The organism is Lutibacter sp. (assembly GCF_013139515.1).
In the GTDB taxonomy this organism is placed as follows: Bacteria; Bacteroidota; Bacteroidia; order Flavobacteriales; family Flavobacteriaceae; genus Lutibacter.
This window is the reverse complement of the sequence record NZ_WTAR01000129.1, coordinates 1-17,974: the sequence shown is the minus strand read 5'-3', so window position 1 is coordinate 17,974 and position 17,974 is coordinate 1. Positions and strand designations below refer to the sequence as shown.

Below are 17,974 nucleotides of genomic sequence, written 5' to 3'. Positions count from 1 at the left end.
GCTAACAATAGTTAATTGTTAAACCTTTTATCAATTTCGTCAATATTTATAGTTACAAATGTTGTTTTTCCAAAAGGAGACACATCAGGTTGTTTACATATAAACAATTTATTTACAATATCTTCTTGCTCTTTTAAATCTAATTTAGTTCCTGTTTTTATTGCTAAGCTTTTCGCTAAACTTTTAGACATTACATCTAATTGACTAAAACTTGCGTTTGGAATATCATTTTTAATATCTTCTAATAATTGTTCAATAATAATGGTAATTTGACTTTCAGTAATTGTTACCGGTATGCCATTTACAATAATTGAATCATCTAAAATTTTATCGAACAAAAAGCCAACGCTTTCTAAATCTTCTTTAATTTCTCTAATTAATACAATATCACTTTTGTTAAATGCTATTTCTAGCGGAAACAATAATTGTTGGCTCATTGCTTCTTTTACTGTAATGTTTTCTAAAAATTCTTCATACAAAATACGTTGATGTGCTAAATGCTGATTGATGTAAACAACACCAGATTTTATACTACTAACTATATATTTTTTATGAACTTGGTAAGTTTTACTATTTTGTGATGTTTCAGAAAATAAAGAGCTATTAACGGTTTCAGATTTTACTTCAATATTTTGAACATCAATTCCTGTATATAAACTGTCCCATTTAGGCATTTTCTCACTTTTGTGCGAAAATTGATTTGATTTTTGAATATCACTTTTAAATGGGTTGAAATCAGGATTTACCGTTACTTTTGGTGTTTCAGATGTTTTATTTTTAAAATCGTAAGGTGTGTCAAATGAAGCACTTCGTTCAAAATCAAGCACAGGTGCAACGTTGTATTGCCCTAAACTATGTTTAATTGTTGAACGTAAAATTGCATATAATGTTTTTTCATCATCAAACTTAATTTCAGTTTTTGTAGGATGAATATTTATATCAATGCTTTTTGTTGGAACCGTTAAATATAAAAAGTACGTTGGAAAATAACCGCCAGAAAGTAAACTTTCAAAAGCACCTGAAACGGCGTGGTTTAAATAGGCATTTTTAATAAAACGGTCGTTTACAAAAAAGAATTGTTCACCTCTTTTTTTCTTAGCAAATTCTGGTTTTGTAACAAAACCATTTATTTCAAGAACATCAGTTACTTCATTTATTGGTACTAATTTTTCGTTGGTTTTTTTTCCAAAAATTGCGACAATTCGCTGACGAAAATTACCAGTACTTAAATTATATACTTCATTTTCATTATGAAAAAAAGAAAACGAAATGGTTGGATGTGCTAAAGCTATGCGTTGAAACTCGTTAATGATATGACGTGTTTCAATGGTGTTTGATTTTAAAAAATTTCTACGTGCAGGAATATTGTAAAATAAATTTTTAACAGCTACAGAAGTGCCTTTTGGAGTTGAAACATTTTCTTGAGAACTAATAACGCTACCTTCAATTTTAATTTGCGTACCTAATTCTTGATTTTCTTGCTTCGATTTTAAATCTATATGAGCAATGGCGGCAATAGATGCTAATGCTTCACCTCTAAACCCTTTGGTGTGAAGGTTAAATAAATCTTCAGCTTTTTTTATTTTTGAAGTCGCATGGCGTTCAAAACTTAATCTAGCATCGGTTTGGCTCATTCCTTTGCCATTATCAATAACTTGAATAAGAATTTTACCAGCTTCTTTAATAATTAGTTTTATGTTAGTTGCTTCAGCATCAATTGCGTTTTCAAGCAATTCTTTTACTACTGAAGCTGGGCGTTGCACAACTTCACCTGCAGCAATTTGATTTGCAACATGGTCGGGTAGTAGCTGAATAATATCTGGCATTTAAAACGGATTCTTAAAAATGGATAAATCAAAATCAATAATGTATAAAAATATAAATACAAGTATTGCAATAATAATTAAGATTGTTTTGTTGAAACCTCTATCTGCTGAATTTTCACTTTCTTCAAAAGCTGATTTAAATTTTTCTTTAAGTCCTTTATTACCTCCAACTGTAGTTCTAAACTCATCAAATTTGTGACCTATTTGGTAAGGGTTTCCTTCACCTTTAAAGTATCTTGGTTTATAGTCGAACTTTTTATTTGTACGTTTTCTTAAAAATCCCATAGTAGTCAAAAATACTGAATTCTATAATTGTGGTCAAGTAATGTGAATAAGAAGTCTGTTAAAACTCTCTTAAAGCTGCCATTTTAATTGCTGCAATAGCGCATTCAATGCCTTTGTTTCCATGTTTTCCTCCAGAACGGTCTATAGATTGTTGTTTCGTGTTATCAGTTAGTACACAAAAAACAACAGGAACATCGTATATTATATTTAAATCTTTTATGCCTTGAGTAACTCCTTCGCAAACAAAATCAAAATGTTTTGTTTCACCTTGAATTACATTTCCAATAGCAATAATAGCATCTAGTTTTTGAGTAGCTAACATGTGTTTACAACCATAAATAAGCTCAAAACTTCCAGGAACATTCCAGCGAAGTATATTTTCTTTAGTTGCTCCATTCTCTAATAAAGCTTGTTCTGCTCCCAAATATAAGTTTTCTGTAATCTCAGGATTCCATTCAGAAACAACAATCCCAAACCGAAATTTTTTCGCGTTTGGGATTGTTGCTTTATCGTAATTAGATAAATTAGTTGTAGCCATTATAGCTTATTTTTTAGATGCGTATGTTGCTTTACTAATATAAATATCTATATTTTTTGCTTCATCAGAATTTGGGTAATCTGTTTTAATTCTGTTGAAAATATCTAAAGCTTTAGAGAATTTTTCTAAATCCATTGCTGTATTACCAGCTTTGAATAAAAATAATGGACTTGAAAAATTATTGTCTTTTAAATTTGCAGCTTCTAAATAAAAATCTAAAGCATCTTCAGGTTGATTGATATCAGCAAAAGCATCAGCAATTGCACCTTTAGCAGTTGGACCTAATAATTCATCCTCTGAATTAAATTTTTCTAAATAGTCAATAGCTTCTTTATAGTTTTTTATTTTTAAGTATGAAATACCTGCATAATAATTTGCTAAATTTCCTGCTTTAGTTCCGCTGTATTGACTAGCAACATCAACAAAACCTAATTTTCCATCAGCACCATTTAAGGCTAATGTATATAATGAATCTACAGCAACTGAACTAGTACCTGCATCTTCAAAATATGATTTTGGGAAAGCCAATTCATTAGCGGCTTCTTTCTCCTTAGGAGCTGTAATATATTTTTGATAAGGTAAATATCCCAAAATTAATATAACCACTAAACCTAATACTATAAAAATGGTTTTTTGGTTTTTAAATATGAATTTTTCAGATCTTGAAGCTGTTTCATCTAATGTATTAAATACATCAGCAGTTGTTGAATGCTCTTCAGTTTTATGTTGACCTTTTTTTACTTTACTTCCTGTCTTTTTATATGTTGCCATTTATTATAATAATTTGTAGGCGCAAAAATAGCCTTTTTAATTGAAAAGTAAAAATGCAATTATATCTAAATTTACATTTATTTTCAATAATTTTAGACTTTCAAAAAATAGCAATGCATTTACAAAAAATAACGTTGGTTAATTTTAAAAATTTTGAATCTCAAACATTTGATTTTCAGGAGAAAATTAACTGTTTTGTTGGGAATAATGGTGTAGGGAAAACCAATGTTTTAGATGCTATATATTATTTATCTTTTGCAAAAAGTTACTTTAATTCTGTTGCAACACAGAATATTAGGCATTCAGAAGATTTTTTTATGATTGAGGGCGACTACAAAATTAAAGAAAAAAGTGACAATGTTGTTTGTAGTTTAAAGCGAGGAAATAAAAAAGTTGTGAAGCGTAATGGGAAAGTATATGAGAAATTCTCAGATCATATTGGTTATTTACCGTTGGTAATTATTTCACCAGCTGATAGAGATTTAATTACTGATGGAAGTGATATACGTAGAAAATTTATTGATAATGTGATTTCACAATCAGACAATAAATATTTGCAAACTGTAATTAAATATAATAAAGTATTGGTTCAGCGAAATTCATTGTTAAAATATTTTGCATTAAATAGAACTTATGATGCTTTAAATTTAAAGGTGTACGATGAGCAATTAGCAACTTATGGAAGTGTTATTTATAAAAAACGTTCCGCTTTTTTAGATGAATTTATTCCAATTTTTAAAAACCGTTACAAAGCAATTTCAAACAGTAGTGAACATGTAGATTTGGTGTATAAAACCCAATTGAAGGATATTAATTTTTTAGAATTGTTTGAACAAAATGTTGAACGTGATAGAATTTTACAATACACAAGTGCAGGAACTCATAAAGACGATTTAACGTTTGAGATTGATGGATATCCAATTAAAAAATTTGGTTCTCAAGGGCAACAAAAATCGTATTTAATAGCGTTAAAATTAGCGCAATTTGATTTTATAAATAAACAATCTAATGTGAAACCAATTTTATTATTAGATGATATTTTTGATAAACTAGACGATTTAAGAGTAACACAATTAGTAAATTTGGTGAACAATGAAGAATTTGGTCAGTTATTTATAAGTGATACACATAAAGATCGTACTGAAGAAGTCGTAAAAAAAACAAAACAACCGTATAAAATATTTCAACTATAATGGCTAAGCGTCAGAACGAATTTCATTCTATTCAAGATTTAATGAAAGATGTAATTAAAGATAATAAATTAACAAAAGGAATGCACCAATTATCTGTAAATGATGCTTGGGGAAAACTCATGGGAAAAGGAGTTGTTTCTTACACAAATAGTGTAACCTTAAATGGTAAAACACTTATAGTTAATTTAAAATCTTCGGTTTTACGGGAAGAATTAAGCTACGGAAAAGCCAAAATTGTTAAATTAATGAATGAAGAATTGGGAGAAGAATTAATTTCAAAATTGATATTGAGCTAATAAAAAAAACCGTTGCACTGCAACGGTTTTTTTATATTTAAAAAGATATTTTTTTAAAACATTTCTCTTCCAGAAAAATGAAAAGCACCTTCAATAGCTGCGTTTTCATCACTATCAGAACCATGAACTGCATTTTCTCCCATAGAAGAAGCATATAACTTACGAATAGTTCCTTCAGCAGCGTCAGCAGGATTTGTAGCTCCAATTAAAGCTCTAAAATCTTCAACAGCATTTTCTTTTTCTAAAATAGCTGCTACAATTGGACCGCGAGTCATAAATTGAACTAATTCTCCAAAAAACGGACGTTCATTGTGAATTGCGTAAAATTCTTCAGCATCAGCTAAAGTCATTTGAGTCTTTTTCATTGCTACAATTCTAAATCCAGCAATATTTATTTTTTCTAATATAGCTCCAGTATACCCTTTTTCTACTGAATCAGGTTTTAGCATTGTAAATGTTCTATTTGTTGCCATTATTGTTCTTAATTTTTAAAATTTGGGCAAATATAGTATTTTCCAATTAAATGCATATTTACAGTTCATATTTTTGGGTAAAACTTTTGTAAAGTTTATTATTTTCACCTCTAATTTCAAGAACAATAGTATTGGTTTTAAGGTCAAATTTTAAAATTCCAAAGCTTTTTTCTGAAATTACATTACCAATTCTATATTTATTAGATTCTTCTTTGAAATTTGAATAGGAGTGTGTCAATCCGCTTGAAGTAAAATCAATTAAAGGATAATTTAAACCATTAACTTCTTTTTTTGAAAACTCAGAAATGTGTCTATCACCAGATAAGATAATAGCGTTTTTGGTATTAGTTGAAGTAAGTAAATTTTCTAGTTTTTTCACTTCAGAAGGCATATTTCCCCAAGATTCAAAGCCGTGTTCAAAAGATAAAAATTGAATGCTACTTACTAGAATAGTAAAAGAAGCTTTAGAGTTTTTTAGTTCGTTTTTTAACCAATTCCATTGTGTTTTTCCTAACATTGTTCCTTCACTAGATATATTTGGTTTGTATCTTTTTTTAGTCTCTAAATCAGGTGTTAAAGCAGTTCTAAAATAACGTGTATCTAGTAGAATTACTTTTATAATTTTGTTATTTATGGTATAATCTTTTGCAAAATAAACGCCTTCTTGTGCTCTACGTTCATCAGTTTTAGGAACATCTAAAAAATCTAGAAATAATTGTTGGGCTTCTTCTTTTTTAGAATATTCAGTACCACCATCATTAACACCATAATCGTGATCGTCCCAAGTTGCAAGTATTTCTATATTTTTGCTAAAATTATTATAATCAATATTGCTTTTTTGTTTGTTGTAGTTTTGTTGTAAATAAGTCATATCTTCAGTATCTGAGTAAATGACATCTCCTCCCCAAATCCAAATTGAAGGCTTATTTTTTGTTATTTCTTTCCAAAATGTATTTGGTAAATTTTGATTATTGCACGAACCAAAAGATACTACAAAATTAGTTGAAGTTGAATTAGGTTTAGTTGCTTCAATATGTTGTTTTTGTCCTTTTTTGCAAGAATTTAAAACAATTAGAAGAATGAAGAGTGTTTTAAAATAGTTCATTTTTAAAATTTTAGTACGTTTTTAACAATTTAACAAAGGTGTTTAAAAAAAAATATAGTATTAAATTGTATATTTGCAAACTTATGAATGTAGATGAAATAAAGGAAATAAAAGCGTTACTTTCTACACCACAAAATGTAGTTATTGTACCGCATAGAAACCCAGATGGAGATGCAATTGGGGCAAGTTTAGCAATGTATCATTATTTAAATAATAAAGGACATAAGGCAACTGTAGTTGCACCAAATGATTATCCAAATTTTTTAAAATGGTTACCTGATTCTAAGGAGACGTTTAAATTTGATATGCAAAATCGCCAATCAAAAAGTGCTTTAGAAGAAGCTTCTATTGTTTTTTTACTGGATTTTAATGCGTTGCACAGAGTTGGTAGTGATATGCAAAATACTCTAGAAAAATATGATGGTACTTTTATTATGATTGACCATCATCAACAACCAGATACAATTGCAAAATATTTATATTCAGATGTTTCTATTTGTTCTACTTGTCAAATGGTGTATCATTTTTTAGAAAAATTAGATGATGTAAGCGCTATAACACCTGAAATTGCTACTTGTATTTATGTTGGAATTATGACTGATACCGGTTCATTTCGTTTTCCTTCAACAACAAGTACTACACATAGAATAATAGCAGATTTAATTGATAAAGGAGCCGAAAATGCCAAAATACATAACAATGTGTATGATACAAACTCATATGGTAGATTACAACTTTTAGGCCGTGCTCTTAGTAATTTAGTGGTTATTAATAAATTTAAAACTGCCTACATTACATTAAGTCAGCAAGAATTAGATGAATTTAATTTTGAAAAAGGAGATACTGAAGGTGTTGTTAATTACGCTTTATCTTTAGAAGGAGTTATTTTTGCAGCTATTTTTATTGAAGATGTAGAACAACAAATTATTAAAATTTCTTTAAGGTCAAAGGGAAGTTTCTCTGTAAATAAGTTTTCACGTGAGCATTTTGATGGCGGTGGACATGACAATGCAGCCGGTGGAAAATCAACAATTTCATTAGATGATACAATTTCAAAATTTTTAAGTGTATTACCTAATCATCAAAAAGATTTATTAAACTCGTATGAAGCATAGTTTTTTACTTATTATTTGTTCGCTACTATTGTTTTCTTGTGGAAATAATGCGCCTCGTAAACCAATAGTTAGAAAAACTTCTTCTTTTATGGAGGAATCTGTGTCGTTCAATAAATCTTTAATTGCTGAAGAAGAAAAATTATTTCAACAACTAATAAAGAATGATTCATTAAGTACTTATAAAACTTCTTCAAACGGATTTTGGTATAAATTTGAACAAAAAAGTGTTTCAAAATATGCCCCTAAATTTGGTGATAAACTATTTTACACTTACGAAGTTTATAACATAAAAAATACAATAATTTATACTTCAAAAGAAATTGGAGAACAAATATACCTTGTTGATCAGCAGGAAATTATAGAAGGCTTAAGAAGTGGTTTAAAATTAATGACAGAAAAAGATGTTGTTACTTTTTTATTTCCATCTCATAAAGTTTTCGGATATTTAGGCGATCAAAATAAAATAGATATTAATCAACCATTAATTTATAAAGTTCAATTAATTAAAATAGAAAAGAAAAATGAAAGTAATTAAATTTTTAGTAATAGCAATTTTAGCTACAACAGTTTTATCATGCAATAGTCAAGGTATTACAAAAAAATCGTTAAAAACAGAAGCAGACACAGTTAGTTATGTGTTAGGTTTGGATATTGCTAATAAGCTTAAAAGTAATTTTGAAGAAGTTGATAGAGACCTATTTATTCAAGGAGTTGTTAGTGGTATTGATTCTGTTGATATTTTGATTGATCCTGAAAAGGTGAGTGTTATTTTGAATAATTTTTTCAAAAAAAGACAAGCTGAAATGAGAGAAAAGCAAAAAGCAGAAGCTATAAAAAAAGCCGAAGCAGAGTTTGGAGATGTAAAAGCAGCAGGAATTAAATTTTTAGAAGATAACAAAGCTGTAAAAGGAGTTCAAGTAACAGAAAGTGGTTTACAATATATTGTTTTAAAACAAGGCGAAGGAGATAAGCCAGTTGCAACATCTAAAGTAAAAGTACATTATCATGGAACTTTAACAGATGGAACTGTTTTTGATAGTTCAGTTGATAAAGGTAAACCAGCAACATTTGGTGTAAATAGGGTAATTAAAGGGTGGACTGAAGGTTTACAATTAATGAGTGTTGGTTCAAAATACAAGTTTTTTGTTCCTCAAGAATTAGCATATGGTGGTACACCACGTAAAGGAGGGAAAATTAAACCTTTTGATACATTAATTTTTGAAGTTGAATTATTAGAAATCACAAAGAAATAAGAATGAAATTAGTGAAATTTATATTTCTAGCTTTTACGTTCGTTATCATTTCTTGTAAACCAACAAAATATGCACATTTAGAAGATGGTTTATATGCAAATATGCAAACTAATAAAGGTGTGATTTTATTAAAATTAGAATTTGAAAAAACGCCTATAACTGTTGCTAATTTTGTTTCTTTAGCTGATGGTACTAACAAACAATTAGCTGATTCATTAAAAAAGAAGCCATATTATAACGGAATTAAGTTTCATAGAGTTATTAAAGATTTTATGATTCAAGGTGGTGATCCAACGGGGACTGGAGAAGGAAATCCTGGGTATAAATTTAAAGATGAATTCCCTAAAGATGAAAATGGTAAATTGTTGTTAAAACATGATAAACCAGGAATTTTATCAATGGCAAATTCTGGAAAAACTACAAATGGAAGTCAGTTTTTTATGACTCACAAAGAAACACCTTGGTTAGATGGTAAACATACTGTTTTTGGACATGTTATAGAAGGACAAGCAGTTGTTGATTCAATTGTTAAAAATGATGTGATTAAAACTATTGATATTGTGAAGATTGGAAAAGCTGCTAAAGGGTTTAAAGCATCCAAAGAGTTTTCAAAATATATGGAAGAACAAGCTTTAAATGAAGAAAAATTAAAAAAAGTAGCTGAGAAAACGTTGCTTGAAATTGATGAAAATTCAGCAAAAGCAACTGAACTTCCTTCAGGTTTAAAAATATTTATCACCAATACAACAAATGGAGAATTTCCTAAAAAAGGTGTTAGCGTAAAAGTTAATTATGCAGGTTATTTTACTGATGGACGATTATTTGATACGAGTTTTAAAGAAGTAGCTCAGGAATATGGAGTGTATGATGAAGTAAGAGATAAGAAAAATGGTTATGCACCTTTTACAACTGTTTATAGCCCTGAAGCACAATTAATACCTGGTTTTAGAGAAGGTTTACAGCAAATGAGAATTGGAGATAAAGCCATGTTGTTTATTCCATCTCATTTGGGTTATGGAGCTCATGGAGCAGGAGGCGTAGTACCACCAAACACAGATTTGGTTTTTGTATTAGAATTGGTAGAAGTTGTAACAAAGAAATAATAATTTATATAGATTAGTACAGTATGTTAGATACAATTATAGGTAAAGACATAGAATTACTAATTTATTTAAATAATTTAGGATCAGTACAATGGGATAGTTTTTGGTTGTTTATAACCAATAAATTTAGCGCTATTCCATTGTATTTTTTATTGCTTTATTTTACCTACAAACACTATGGCTTAAAAAGCACTTTAATAGCAATATTTTTTGTGGTGTTACTTATTACTCTTTCAGATCAAACAAGTAATTTATTTAAATACGGATTTAAAAGATTACGACCTTGTCATGATGAAAACATTTCACACTTAATTCGTTTAGTAAAATCTAGTTGTGGTGGTTTGTATGCTTTTTTTTCAGCACATGCAGCAAATGCAATGGCTATAGCAGTATTTTTTGGTTTATTGGTGAAAAATAAGATTAAATATTTACCTTCTATTTTAATTTTTTGGGCGTTGTTAGTTGCTTATAGTAGAGTTTATATAGGCGTTCACTTTCCTTTAGATGTAATTACGGGAATGCTTTTTGGAACTATATATGCAATAGTTTGTTATAACTTATTTAAGTTATTTTTAAAGAAGTTTATAAATTAGATTTGTAAATACCTTTATTGAAGGGGTTTAAAAATATGAGTAAAAATATAACTCCAAAAGCTAATTCGTACAATTCCCATTTTCTATTTGAAGGCATAAAAGAAACCAAACCTGTACTTACTAAAAATGCAATTGTGTGTTGCCATTGTACAATAGGTACACCAAATAAATTTACTAAATTTTTAATAGCTTCAAATTTTCTATAAAGTAATGGCGTTATTATTAAGTAGATAACTAAAATTAAAGTTAAAAGCTGACTAAATATTATTTTATTAACTTTTTTTCCATTAACAACCATATTGTGTAAGTTGGTTTCACCTTGAGCATTGTTTTCTAAAAAGTATTCTGAAGATTCTACATTAAAAATACGTTGTCCCCAAGAAATTTCTTCGCCAGCTCCAAATAAAAATATAGTTGCTATTAAAAATACACCAAGTATCCAAGTTGCTTTTTTTGATTTAAATAGCGTAAAAAACCTCGAAAAAAGTAATATACTAGAACAAAATAATAGAAAAGCAGTGCCATATTCAGCAAAGCCATCTTCTTTGGTGTACACTTCATCAAAATATTGCAAGTTTGTATTTGAATAATAAATTCCCAATCCAAATACTAATAATAAAAATGAATAGGCTATTTTTTCAGTTCTAGTGAGTGTGATTTCTTTCATAATTCAAAAATACTATTTTTTTGAAACTAAATTATATACTTTTAAATACTTCGTGATATTTTTTTAAATGGGAAAAACTTTATTGAATACTAGGATTTAAATAATAAGATTTTAAATTTGTGATTATTAGGTGTTTTTAAAATAAAATATTTTGAAGTTTATTCATTTTATAATCCTAGTAAATTTTTCAATCAAAATAGTAATAGAACAAGCAAATAATGGAAAAAATTAAATTTTTAAGACCACTAATCTTATTTTTTGTAATAGGACTTATAATAACAACACTTAGTAGATTTTTATTGTTTATTTGGTTTTCATCTAGAATTATATCAACAGAAGATTATTGGCTAATTTTTCCAATTGGTTTAAGAATGGATATTATTTTACTTTCTTATATTGCTGTAATTCCAACGGTTTTAATTGTGTTAATACCTGATAAATTTCTTGTTAAACTAGATTGGATTATCCGTTATTTTTTAATTTCATTTTTATTCTTAATTCTTTTAATGGAATTAGCAACGCCAAGTTTTTTAATACAATATGATACGAGGCCAAATAGATTATTTATTGAATATTTAATATATCCAAAAGAAGTATTTACAATGCTTATTAAAGGGTTTTGGGGTATTTTATTGGTTTCGACAATAGTACTTTCATTTTTTGGATACCTACTTGTGAAGAAGTCAAAACAGGTATTTAAAATTGTGCCTGCAAGTTCATATAAATTCAAATTATTACTTTCACCGTTAGTGTTTTTTCTATTATTTTTTGGATTAAGATCAAGTTTAACTTCAAAGAGACCAATAAACTCTAGCGATGCAGTTTTTTCATCAGATCAATTTACAAATAGTGTTGCTTTAAATTCACTTTATACTGTTGGGTTTGCTTTAAACTCATTGAAAAGTGAAGAGGATATGATTAAAATGTATGGTAAGTTACCAATTAAAGAAGCTTTTGATAGAGTTAAAAAATACATGACAACAAGCAATGAAGAGTTTAAAAATGAAGAAATTCCTTTGTTGCACTTTCAAAAAAGCACACACCAAATTGATAAACCATATAACTTAGTAATTTTTTTACAAGAAAGTATTGGAGCAGAATATGTTGGTGTTTTAGGAGGTTTACCTCTAACACCAAATTTTGATGCTTTAAGCAAAGAAGGAATGCTTTTTACAAATTTATATGCAACCGGAACAAGAAGTGTTAGAGGAATTGAAGCTGTAACAACGGGTTTTTTACCTACACCATCAAGAAGTGTTGTTAAATTAGGGAAATCTCAAAACGGATTTTTCACACTTGCTGATGCTTTAAAAAGAAAAGGTTATGAGACTAGTTTTATATATGGAGGTTCGGCAAATTTTGATAATATGGCTTCTTTTTTTAATGGAAATGGTTTTGATGAAATTATAGATGAAGGTGATTATAAAAAAAATGAATATGATTTTAAAGGAACTTGGGGAGTTTCAGATGAGTCTCTGGTAAAAAAAGGAAATGAATTGTATAAATCATATGGCGAGAAACCATTTTTCTCTTTAATGTTTTCAAGTTCAAACCATGAACCGTTTGAATTTCCTGATGATAAAATTGAACTGTTTGATAAGAAAAAAAACACAGTTAATAACGCTATTAAATATGCTGATTTCGCAATTGGAGAATTTTTTAAGATGGCAAAAAAAGAAGCTTATTATAAAAACACGGTATTTATTATTATAGCAGATCATAATACAAGAACTTGGGGAAAGGACATTATCCCTGTAAATAAATTTCATATTCCGGCTTTAATTATTGCGCCAAATTTAGATGGAAAACTTAACTATGAAAAACTCTGTAGCCAATTAGATATGCCACCAACGTTATTAGATTTAATGGGTATGGATATGGAAACGCCAATGATTGGTAGAAATTTATTTAAACTTCATGATTCTATTCCAGGTAGGGCTATTATGCAATTTTACAGTACAAATGCATTTAGAAACGGAGATGATTTGGTAGTTCTTCAATCAGGGAAAAAGGCTATTCAATTTAAAGTCTCTAAAGATGATGAATTGACACCAGTTGAAAAAGTAAATAGTGAATTAGCTAAAGATGCTTTAGGTCATATAGTTACAGCCTCTTATTTATATAAAGAAAGAAAATACACATTACCTCAAAACAAAACGAATTAGGATATGCAACATATTCATTTTATAATTAACCCTATTTCTGGAAACGGGAAACACGTAATACATATAGACTTGATTCGTGAACATTTCCCTACAAATATGTATAATATTACATTAAAATATACTGAATATAATAAACATGCAGTTATATTAACAAATAATTCTATAAGTGAAAATGCTGATATTATTGTTGCTTGTGGTGGGGATGGAACAATTAATGAAGTCGCTAGTTGTTTAATAAACAAACCAATTTTATTGGGAATAATTGCTGTTGGTTCAGGAAATGGTTTGGCTTCAAATTTAAAAATTCCAAAAAATATTGGAAAAGCTATTTCATTAATTAAAAAGCAACAGAGTTTAAAAATTGATGTTGGTAAAGTAAATGAAACCTATTTTTTTAGCAATATGGGAATTGGGATTGATGCTGAAATAATTTCACAATATGAGAATATGCCTACTCGGGGTTTAATTACTTATATGAAGGCATCGTTAAAGTCTTTGAGATCGTATAAATATTCAAAATACACTTATAAGTTAGCAGATAAACAAGCTTTTACACATCCATTTTTATTATTTGTTTCCAATTCAAATGAAATGGGAAATAAAATTACAATTACACCAAAAGCATCTTTACAAGACGGATTATTAGATGTTATTATTGTTCCAAAAATTGGTTATATAAAAATGATAGTTTTTGGATTACTAGTGTTAGTTAGGAAGCATTATTTGTTAAATGAAGTAATTTATAAACAATTAGATTATTTGGTTATTGATAAAAATGATGATACACAAATTAATATGCAAATTGATGGTGAGTTTTATCAAATGAAAAGTAATTCATTAAAAATATCAATTATTAAAAAAGCTTTGAATGTAATTGCAACTTAATAAGTTGTTATCTAAAGTTATTTATAAATATACATTCCCTTTTTATTATTTGAATCTATTTGTTCTAAATTCTGAATAGATTTTTTGTCTATTTTTTTAATTTTTTTATGAGGAATAATCATTAAAAATGGTTTTTTTTCTGAAATTAGTTTATTTAATTCAAGAGTGTCTTTAACAGCTTTTATAGCTCCTTGTGTGTAAAATTGACCAGAATAACTTTTCTTTTGCCAATGATAAATTTGAAGGTTTTTTTCAGAAATATTTTCAATTAAATATTTGTCAGAATTCATATAGAATTCTTTTTTACCGCTAATTGTTAAACCAATAAGAAGTAAAAAAGCAATAGTTGGGAAAAGTAAGCTACCAAAAACAATTCTGTTTTTATTTACAAGATCTTTCCACCAATGTGTAATTAGCAATGCTATTGGAACCATTATTGGCATTATGTACGGATGAATTAAACTTTTAGAAATAGTAAAAAATAAAGGAGTCCATACTAACCATAAAAATAAGTAGAGAACCCATTTGTTTTTGAATATTTCAGGCTTGTTTTGCCATAATTTTTTAATTGCAATAACTATCCAAGGAATTGCAAAAACTATTAAAAATATCCAAATAATTCCAAAAGGTTGTGATTTAGGAAAACCATATTTATCGCCTTGCCAACCTGAACTTAAAAAGCGCTTAAAATGTTCTCCTACAATAAAGTAATCTATAAAACCAGGAGATTTTTGTTCGGCAAAATAATACCAAGGAATGGCAACTAAAGCAGTAATTATAACACCTATAATCCAAGGAAATGATTTCCATAAATTTTTAAATTCTTTTGATAGAATAAGCCAAATGAATATTGGAGGTCCGGTTAAAATTATAATTATTGGACCCTTTGCTAATAAACCTAAACCAACACCAACAAAAAATAAATATTTCCAAAAACGTTGTTCTTTGTTGTGAATTCCTTCCCAAAAAGAAATCATGACTAAAGTAACGCAAAAAGCTAAAGCCGTATCAGTTGAAACAACTCCTGCGTGAATTAAAAATTCAGGAATAGTGAAAAGTATCACAGCAGGAATAAAAAAATCTAACCCTTTGCGTTTTGCATATTTTCCAATTAGTAATGCAATGAGTATGCACAACAATAAATAAGGTAACCTTGCTGCAAATTCGTTCACCCCAAATAATTCAAAACTAAGTGCCGATAACCAAGTTGAAAGTGGCGGTTTTGCCCAGAAAGGAACTCCATAATCTATTTGTGGTGTAATCCAATTATTAGTTTCAGCCATAATTCTGGCTATTTCAGCGTAGCGAGCTTCAGTTTTATCCATTAAAGGAATGGCATAGTTTAATAAGGCTCTAAATAAAATAAGTGCAATTGTAATTAAAAAATAAGGAGAGGTTTTTTTTGAAAACAAAGTCATTAAATTTAATAGTTAAGTTAGCTGTATGCTTTTTTTATTTTATATAAATCTAACCAAAGTTTAAAAAAGTAAGTCATTTTAACTTTAGATTCATCATAATCTATCCAAGATTTTAAAGGAATTTCTTTACAAATTTTAGGTATTTTATGTCTACCATAAATTTTAATCATTCTATGAAAAATCTCAACATCAAATAACCATTTTGAAATAAATTTTTCAGAAAAAAGTTCTTCTGAAAGTTTACTGTTTATTATTTTACATCCACATTGGCTATCGTAAACGTTTAATTTTAATTGTTTTGAAATAAATGCAGCAATTATTCTTCCAATATAAAATCGATGAATTTTTCGATCAATGTTGTTATCTATTTTTTCTATTCTTGAACCAAAAGCAAAAACGATTTCGTCTTTAACAAGTTGACTAATTTCGTAGCATTCTTCTAAAGTTGTAGCTAAATCTGCATCTAAATATGCAATTTTTTCATGTTTAAAATGTTTATTACAGTGTAAAATACCAGTTCTAACAGCTTCAGCTTTACCAACATTATTTTTAATAGAAATAGCCTCAATATTTTTAGGGTAGGTGCTTTTTAAAGAATTTAATATTTCAAAAGTTCGATCACTTGAGCCATCATTTACAAAACACAATAAAACGTTTTGTTGTAACTTTAAAAAGTTACACATACGTTCTCTGTCAAACCTTTTTTCTTCGTTATAACAAGGTATAACTATGCATAAATCAAATAACTTGGTCATTATTTCTTTGATAATTTTAGTATTTCTTTAGCAGCTTTAAAAGGTGTTGTTTTTAAGTTTTTTATATCCTCAAAATATTTTTTTAAGCTATCTTTCACTTCCTTTTTATTATAAAAATTAGCAGTTAATTGTTGATTAATAGTTTCTAATAACCAATATTTATTTTGCTCGTTTCGTTTTTGTTCAAAATAACCGTTTGTTTTTGTTAAGTTGAAATAATCATTAATTATGGTGTAAATATTTTCAATTCCTTCATTATAAAAAGCACTACACGTAGTTACTTTTGGTTGCCAGCCGCTTTCTTTTAAAGGATACAAATGTAAGGCTTTTGAGAATTCTAGCTTAGCCAGTTTGGCATTTTTTATATTCTCCTTATCAGCTTTGTTAATTACTATAGCATCAGCCATTTCAATAATTCCACGTTTAATTCCTTGCAATTCATCACCAGCACCAGCAAGTTTTAATAGTAAAAAGAAATCAACCATTGAATGTACAGCAGTTTCACTTTGACCAACACCAACAGTTTCAATAAAAATAGTATTAAAACCGGCAGCTTCACACAAAATAATGGTTTCACGAGTTTTTTGAGCAACACCACCTAAAGATTCACCACTTGGCGAAGGACGAATATAAGCGTTTTGGTCTTTTACCAATTCTTCCATTCTGGTTTTATCACCTAAAATGCTTCCTTTATTTATAGAACTGCTTGGGTCAATTGCTAAAACGGCAACTTTTTTTCCTTTACTAGTAAAGTGTTTTCCAAAAACCTCAATAAAAGTACTTTTTCCAACTCCAGGAACACCAGTAATACCAATTCTAATAGAATTATTAGCATAAGGTAAACATTGTTCTATTATTGTAGTTGCTTTTTTTTGATGCGTTGGGTTGTTACTTTCAACTAAAGTAATTGCACGACTTAAATATGAAATATCACCTTCTAAAATTTTTTCAACAAATTCTTTTTCTGAAGATTGCTTACTTCTTTGTAGTATAATTTTTTTAATAGAACTATCATTAGTAGTTGTAGGTTGTTTAATTCCTTCAACTTCATGTAAAGCAGATTCTAATGATTTTTTCTTAGCCATGTTTAAAACTCAATAATTGTTGTAAATTTAAAATATTTATTTTGATAAAATGCAACACTCAAAATAATGTTTCGTCTTTATAAATAGAGGTAACCAACTAAATGAGTAAAACGGTTTTTTTAAACAACAAAATTGTTGAAGATTGTAAGCAAAACAATGCAAAGGCACAAATGCAATTGTATGATATGTATTGCCAAGCAATGTTCACAATAGCATTAAGGTATGTGAAAGATAGCTTTGTTGCTGAAGATATGATGCAAGATGCATTTATAAAAGTTTTTAAAAACATGAATAGCTTTAAAGGTGAAGTTACTATAGGCGCCTGGATTAAAAGAATTGTAATTAATCAATGCATTGATTATTTGAAAAAGAAAAGAATTGAGTTGGTATCAATTGAAGAAAAAGAACTAACCATTGCAGATGATGGTGATTGGACAGTTAAAGAAGA

General features: G+C 28.2%; 20 protein-coding genes. 10 read left to right on the top strand and 10 right to left on the bottom strand.

Annotated elements, in window-relative coordinates:
• Positions 1–11: 11 nt before the first annotated feature.
• From mutL to GQ540_RS11380, 4 genes are read right to left on the bottom strand one after another with little or no spacing between them, the layout of a single operon-like run.
• On the bottom strand, positions 12–1,826 hold the full coding sequence (gene mutL / locus GQ540_RS11395; RefSeq protein WP_291801134.1) for a DNA mismatch repair endonuclease MutL: 1,815 nt from the start codon (positions 1,824–1,826) through the stop codon (positions 12–14).
• The gene (locus GQ540_RS11390; protein WP_291801132.1) at positions 1,827–2,111 is read right to left on the bottom strand and encodes a riboflavin synthase subunit beta; all 285 of its coding nucleotides are present in this window, start codon (positions 2,109–2,111) and stop codon (positions 1,827–1,829) included. It abuts the gene before it with no gap.
• 58 nt (positions 2,112–2,169) lie between these two features.
• A complete protein-coding gene (gene ribH / locus GQ540_RS11385; RefSeq protein ID WP_291801130.1) occupies positions 2,170–2,649 on the bottom strand; it encodes a 6,7-dimethyl-8-ribityllumazine synthase in 480 nt (159 codons plus the stop codon).
• A 6-nt stretch (positions 2,650–2,655) separates the two neighbouring features.
• Complete coding sequence (locus GQ540_RS11380; RefSeq protein WP_291801127.1) at positions 2,656–3,420, bottom strand: tetratricopeptide repeat protein; 765 nt, start codon at positions 3,418–3,420, stop codon at positions 2,656–2,658.
• Positions 3,421–3,533: 113 nt separating this feature from the next.
• Here GQ540_RS11380 and GQ540_RS11375 point away from each other — a divergent pair, with 113 nt between their 5' ends.
• Positions 3,534–4,613, top strand: a complete 1,080-nt coding sequence (locus GQ540_RS11375; protein WP_291801137.1) for a DNA replication/repair protein RecF — start codon at positions 3,534–3,536, stop codon at positions 4,611–4,613.
• Positions 4,613–4,909, top strand: coding sequence for a DUF721 domain-containing protein (locus GQ540_RS11370; RefSeq protein ID WP_291801125.1), 297 nt, complete (start codon positions 4,613–4,615; stop codon positions 4,907–4,909). The genes GQ540_RS11375 and GQ540_RS11370 overlap by 1 nt, the downstream gene beginning before the upstream one ends.
• 53 nt (positions 4,910–4,962) lie before the next feature.
• Here the strand turns inward: GQ540_RS11370 and GQ540_RS11365 are convergent, their stop codons facing one another.
• A complete protein-coding gene (locus tag GQ540_RS11365) occupies positions 4,963–5,382 on the bottom strand; it encodes a nucleoside-diphosphate kinase (protein ID WP_291801123.1) in 420 nt (139 codons plus the stop codon).
• Positions 5,383–5,440: 58 nt separating this feature from the next.
• Positions 5,441–6,487, bottom strand: coding sequence for an alkaline phosphatase D family protein (locus GQ540_RS11360; RefSeq protein ID WP_291801121.1), 1,047 nt, complete (start codon positions 6,485–6,487; stop codon positions 5,441–5,443).
• A gap of 83 nt (positions 6,488–6,570) precedes the next feature.
• On the opposite strand from GQ540_RS11360, the gene GQ540_RS11355 reads away from it, so the two are divergent.
• Genes GQ540_RS11355 through GQ540_RS11335 form a run of 5 tightly spaced genes read left to right on the top strand, consistent with a single transcriptional unit; the run spans position 6,571 to position 10,551 of the window.
• Complete coding sequence (locus GQ540_RS11355) at positions 6,571–7,602, top strand: bifunctional oligoribonuclease/PAP phosphatase NrnA (RefSeq protein ID WP_291801119.1); 1,032 nt, start codon at positions 6,571–6,573, stop codon at positions 7,600–7,602.
• Positions 7,592–8,137: a gliding motility-associated peptidyl-prolyl isomerase GldI gene (gldI, locus tag GQ540_RS11350; RefSeq protein WP_291801116.1), complete on the top strand. Its 546-nt coding sequence runs from the start codon at positions 7,592–7,594 to the stop codon at positions 8,135–8,137. The genes GQ540_RS11355 and gldI overlap by 11 nt, the downstream gene beginning before the upstream one ends.
• Complete coding sequence (locus tag GQ540_RS11345; RefSeq protein ID WP_291801114.1) at positions 8,124–8,855, top strand: FKBP-type peptidyl-prolyl cis-trans isomerase; 732 nt, start codon at positions 8,124–8,126, stop codon at positions 8,853–8,855. The genes gldI and GQ540_RS11345 overlap by 14 nt, the downstream gene beginning before the upstream one ends.
• 2 nt (positions 8,856–8,857) lie before the next feature.
• Complete coding sequence (locus GQ540_RS11340; RefSeq protein WP_291801112.1) at positions 8,858–9,958, top strand: peptidylprolyl isomerase; 1,101 nt, start codon at positions 8,858–8,860, stop codon at positions 9,956–9,958.
• A 23-nt stretch (positions 9,959–9,981) separates the two neighbouring features.
• Entirely contained in the window at positions 9,982–10,551 is a 570-nt protein-coding gene (locus GQ540_RS11335) for a phosphatase PAP2 family protein (RefSeq protein WP_291801110.1), read from the top strand.
• On the opposite strand, the gene GQ540_RS11330 is transcribed toward GQ540_RS11335, so the two are convergent.
• Positions 10,541–11,218, bottom strand: coding sequence for a hypothetical protein (locus GQ540_RS11330; protein WP_291801109.1), 678 nt, complete (start codon positions 11,216–11,218; stop codon positions 10,541–10,543). The genes GQ540_RS11335 and GQ540_RS11330 overlap by 11 nt on opposite strands.
• A 218-nt stretch (positions 11,219–11,436) precedes the next feature.
• Here GQ540_RS11330 and GQ540_RS11325 point away from each other — a divergent pair, with 218 nt between their 5' ends.
• Together GQ540_RS11325 and GQ540_RS11320 are read left to right on the top strand one after the other, a co-directional pair.
• Entirely contained in the window at positions 11,437–13,383 is a 1,947-nt protein-coding gene (locus GQ540_RS11325) for an LTA synthase family protein (protein ID WP_291801107.1), read from the top strand.
• Positions 13,384–13,386: 3 nt separating this feature from the next.
• Positions 13,387–14,268, top strand: coding sequence for a diacylglycerol kinase family protein (locus GQ540_RS11320; RefSeq protein ID WP_291801105.1), 882 nt, complete (start codon positions 13,387–13,389; stop codon positions 14,266–14,268).
• Between the two features lie 17 nt (positions 14,269–14,285).
• Here GQ540_RS11320 and GQ540_RS11315 read toward each other — a convergent pair whose 3' ends face one another.
• From GQ540_RS11315 to meaB, 3 genes are read right to left on the bottom strand one after another with little or no spacing between them, the layout of a single operon-like run.
• Positions 14,286–15,686, bottom strand: coding sequence for a glycosyltransferase family 39 protein (locus tag GQ540_RS11315; RefSeq protein ID WP_291801103.1), 1,401 nt, complete (start codon positions 15,684–15,686; stop codon positions 14,286–14,288).
• 17 nt (positions 15,687–15,703) lie between these two features.
• Complete coding sequence (locus GQ540_RS11310; RefSeq protein WP_291801101.1) at positions 15,704–16,441, bottom strand: glycosyltransferase; 738 nt, start codon at positions 16,439–16,441, stop codon at positions 15,704–15,706.
• Positions 16,441–17,526, bottom strand: a complete 1,086-nt coding sequence (meaB, locus tag GQ540_RS11305; protein WP_291801099.1) for a methylmalonyl Co-A mutase-associated GTPase MeaB — start codon at positions 17,524–17,526, stop codon at positions 16,441–16,443. The genes GQ540_RS11310 and meaB overlap by 1 nt, the downstream gene beginning before the upstream one ends.
• Positions 17,527–17,627: 101 nt before the next feature.
• Here meaB and GQ540_RS11300 point away from each other — a divergent pair.
• Positions 17,628–17,974: sigma-70 family RNA polymerase sigma factor (locus GQ540_RS11300; RefSeq protein ID WP_291801097.1), on the top strand; the 347-nt coding region annotated here is incomplete at its 3' end.

Excerpts from the sequence above, each read along its gene's own strand:
- GQ540_RS11330 (WP_291801109.1), bottom strand. The coding sequence starts at position 11,218 with ATGAAAGAAATCACACTCACTAGAACTGAAAAAATAGCCTATTCATTT.
- ribH (WP_291801130.1), bottom strand. The coding sequence starts at position 2,649 with ATGGCTACAACTAATTTATCTAATTACGATAAAGCAACAATCCCAAAC.
- GQ540_RS11315 (WP_291801103.1), bottom strand. The coding sequence starts at position 15,686 with ATGACTTTGTTTTCAAAAAAAACCTCTCCTTATTTTTTAATTACAATT.
- GQ540_RS11370 (WP_291801125.1), top strand. The coding sequence starts at position 4,613 with ATGGCTAAGCGTCAGAACGAATTTCATTCTATTCAAGATTTAATGAAA.
- GQ540_RS11375 (WP_291801137.1), top strand. The coding sequence starts at position 3,534 with ATGCATTTACAAAAAATAACGTTGGTTAATTTTAAAAATTTTGAATCT.
- GQ540_RS11360 (WP_291801121.1), bottom strand. The coding sequence starts at position 6,487 with ATGAACTATTTTAAAACACTCTTCATTCTTCTAATTGTTTTAAATTCT.
- mutL (WP_291801134.1), bottom strand. The coding sequence starts at position 1,826 with ATGCCAGATATTATTCAGCTACTACCCGACCATGTTGCAAATCAAATT.
- GQ540_RS11310 (WP_291801101.1), bottom strand. The coding sequence starts at position 16,441 with ATGACCAAGTTATTTGATTTATGCATAGTTATACCTTGTTATAACGAA.
- GQ540_RS11365 (WP_291801123.1), bottom strand. The coding sequence starts at position 5,382 with ATGGCAACAAATAGAACATTTACAATGCTAAAACCTGATTCAGTAGAA.
- GQ540_RS11380 (WP_291801127.1), bottom strand. The coding sequence starts at position 3,420 with ATGGCAACATATAAAAAGACAGGAAGTAAAGTAAAAAAAGGTCAACAT.
- GQ540_RS11335 (WP_291801110.1), top strand. The coding sequence starts at position 9,982 with ATGTTAGATACAATTATAGGTAAAGACATAGAATTACTAATTTATTTA.
- meaB (WP_291801099.1), bottom strand. The coding sequence starts at position 17,526 with ATGGCTAAGAAAAAATCATTAGAATCTGCTTTACATGAAGTTGAAGGA.
- GQ540_RS11320 (WP_291801105.1), top strand. The coding sequence starts at position 13,387 with ATGCAACATATTCATTTTATAATTAACCCTATTTCTGGAAACGGGAAA.
- GQ540_RS11340 (WP_291801112.1), top strand. The coding sequence starts at position 8,858 with ATGAAATTAGTGAAATTTATATTTCTAGCTTTTACGTTCGTTATCATT.
- GQ540_RS11355 (WP_291801119.1), top strand. The coding sequence starts at position 6,571 with ATGAATGTAGATGAAATAAAGGAAATAAAAGCGTTACTTTCTACACCA.
- GQ540_RS11390 (WP_291801132.1), bottom strand. The coding sequence starts at position 2,111 with ATGGGATTTTTAAGAAAACGTACAAATAAAAAGTTCGACTATAAACCA.
- gldI (WP_291801116.1), top strand. The coding sequence starts at position 7,592 with ATGAAGCATAGTTTTTTACTTATTATTTGTTCGCTACTATTGTTTTCT.
- GQ540_RS11345 (WP_291801114.1), top strand. The coding sequence starts at position 8,124 with ATGAAAGTAATTAAATTTTTAGTAATAGCAATTTTAGCTACAACAGTT.
- GQ540_RS11325 (WP_291801107.1), top strand. The coding sequence starts at position 11,437 with ATGGAAAAAATTAAATTTTTAAGACCACTAATCTTATTTTTTGTAATA.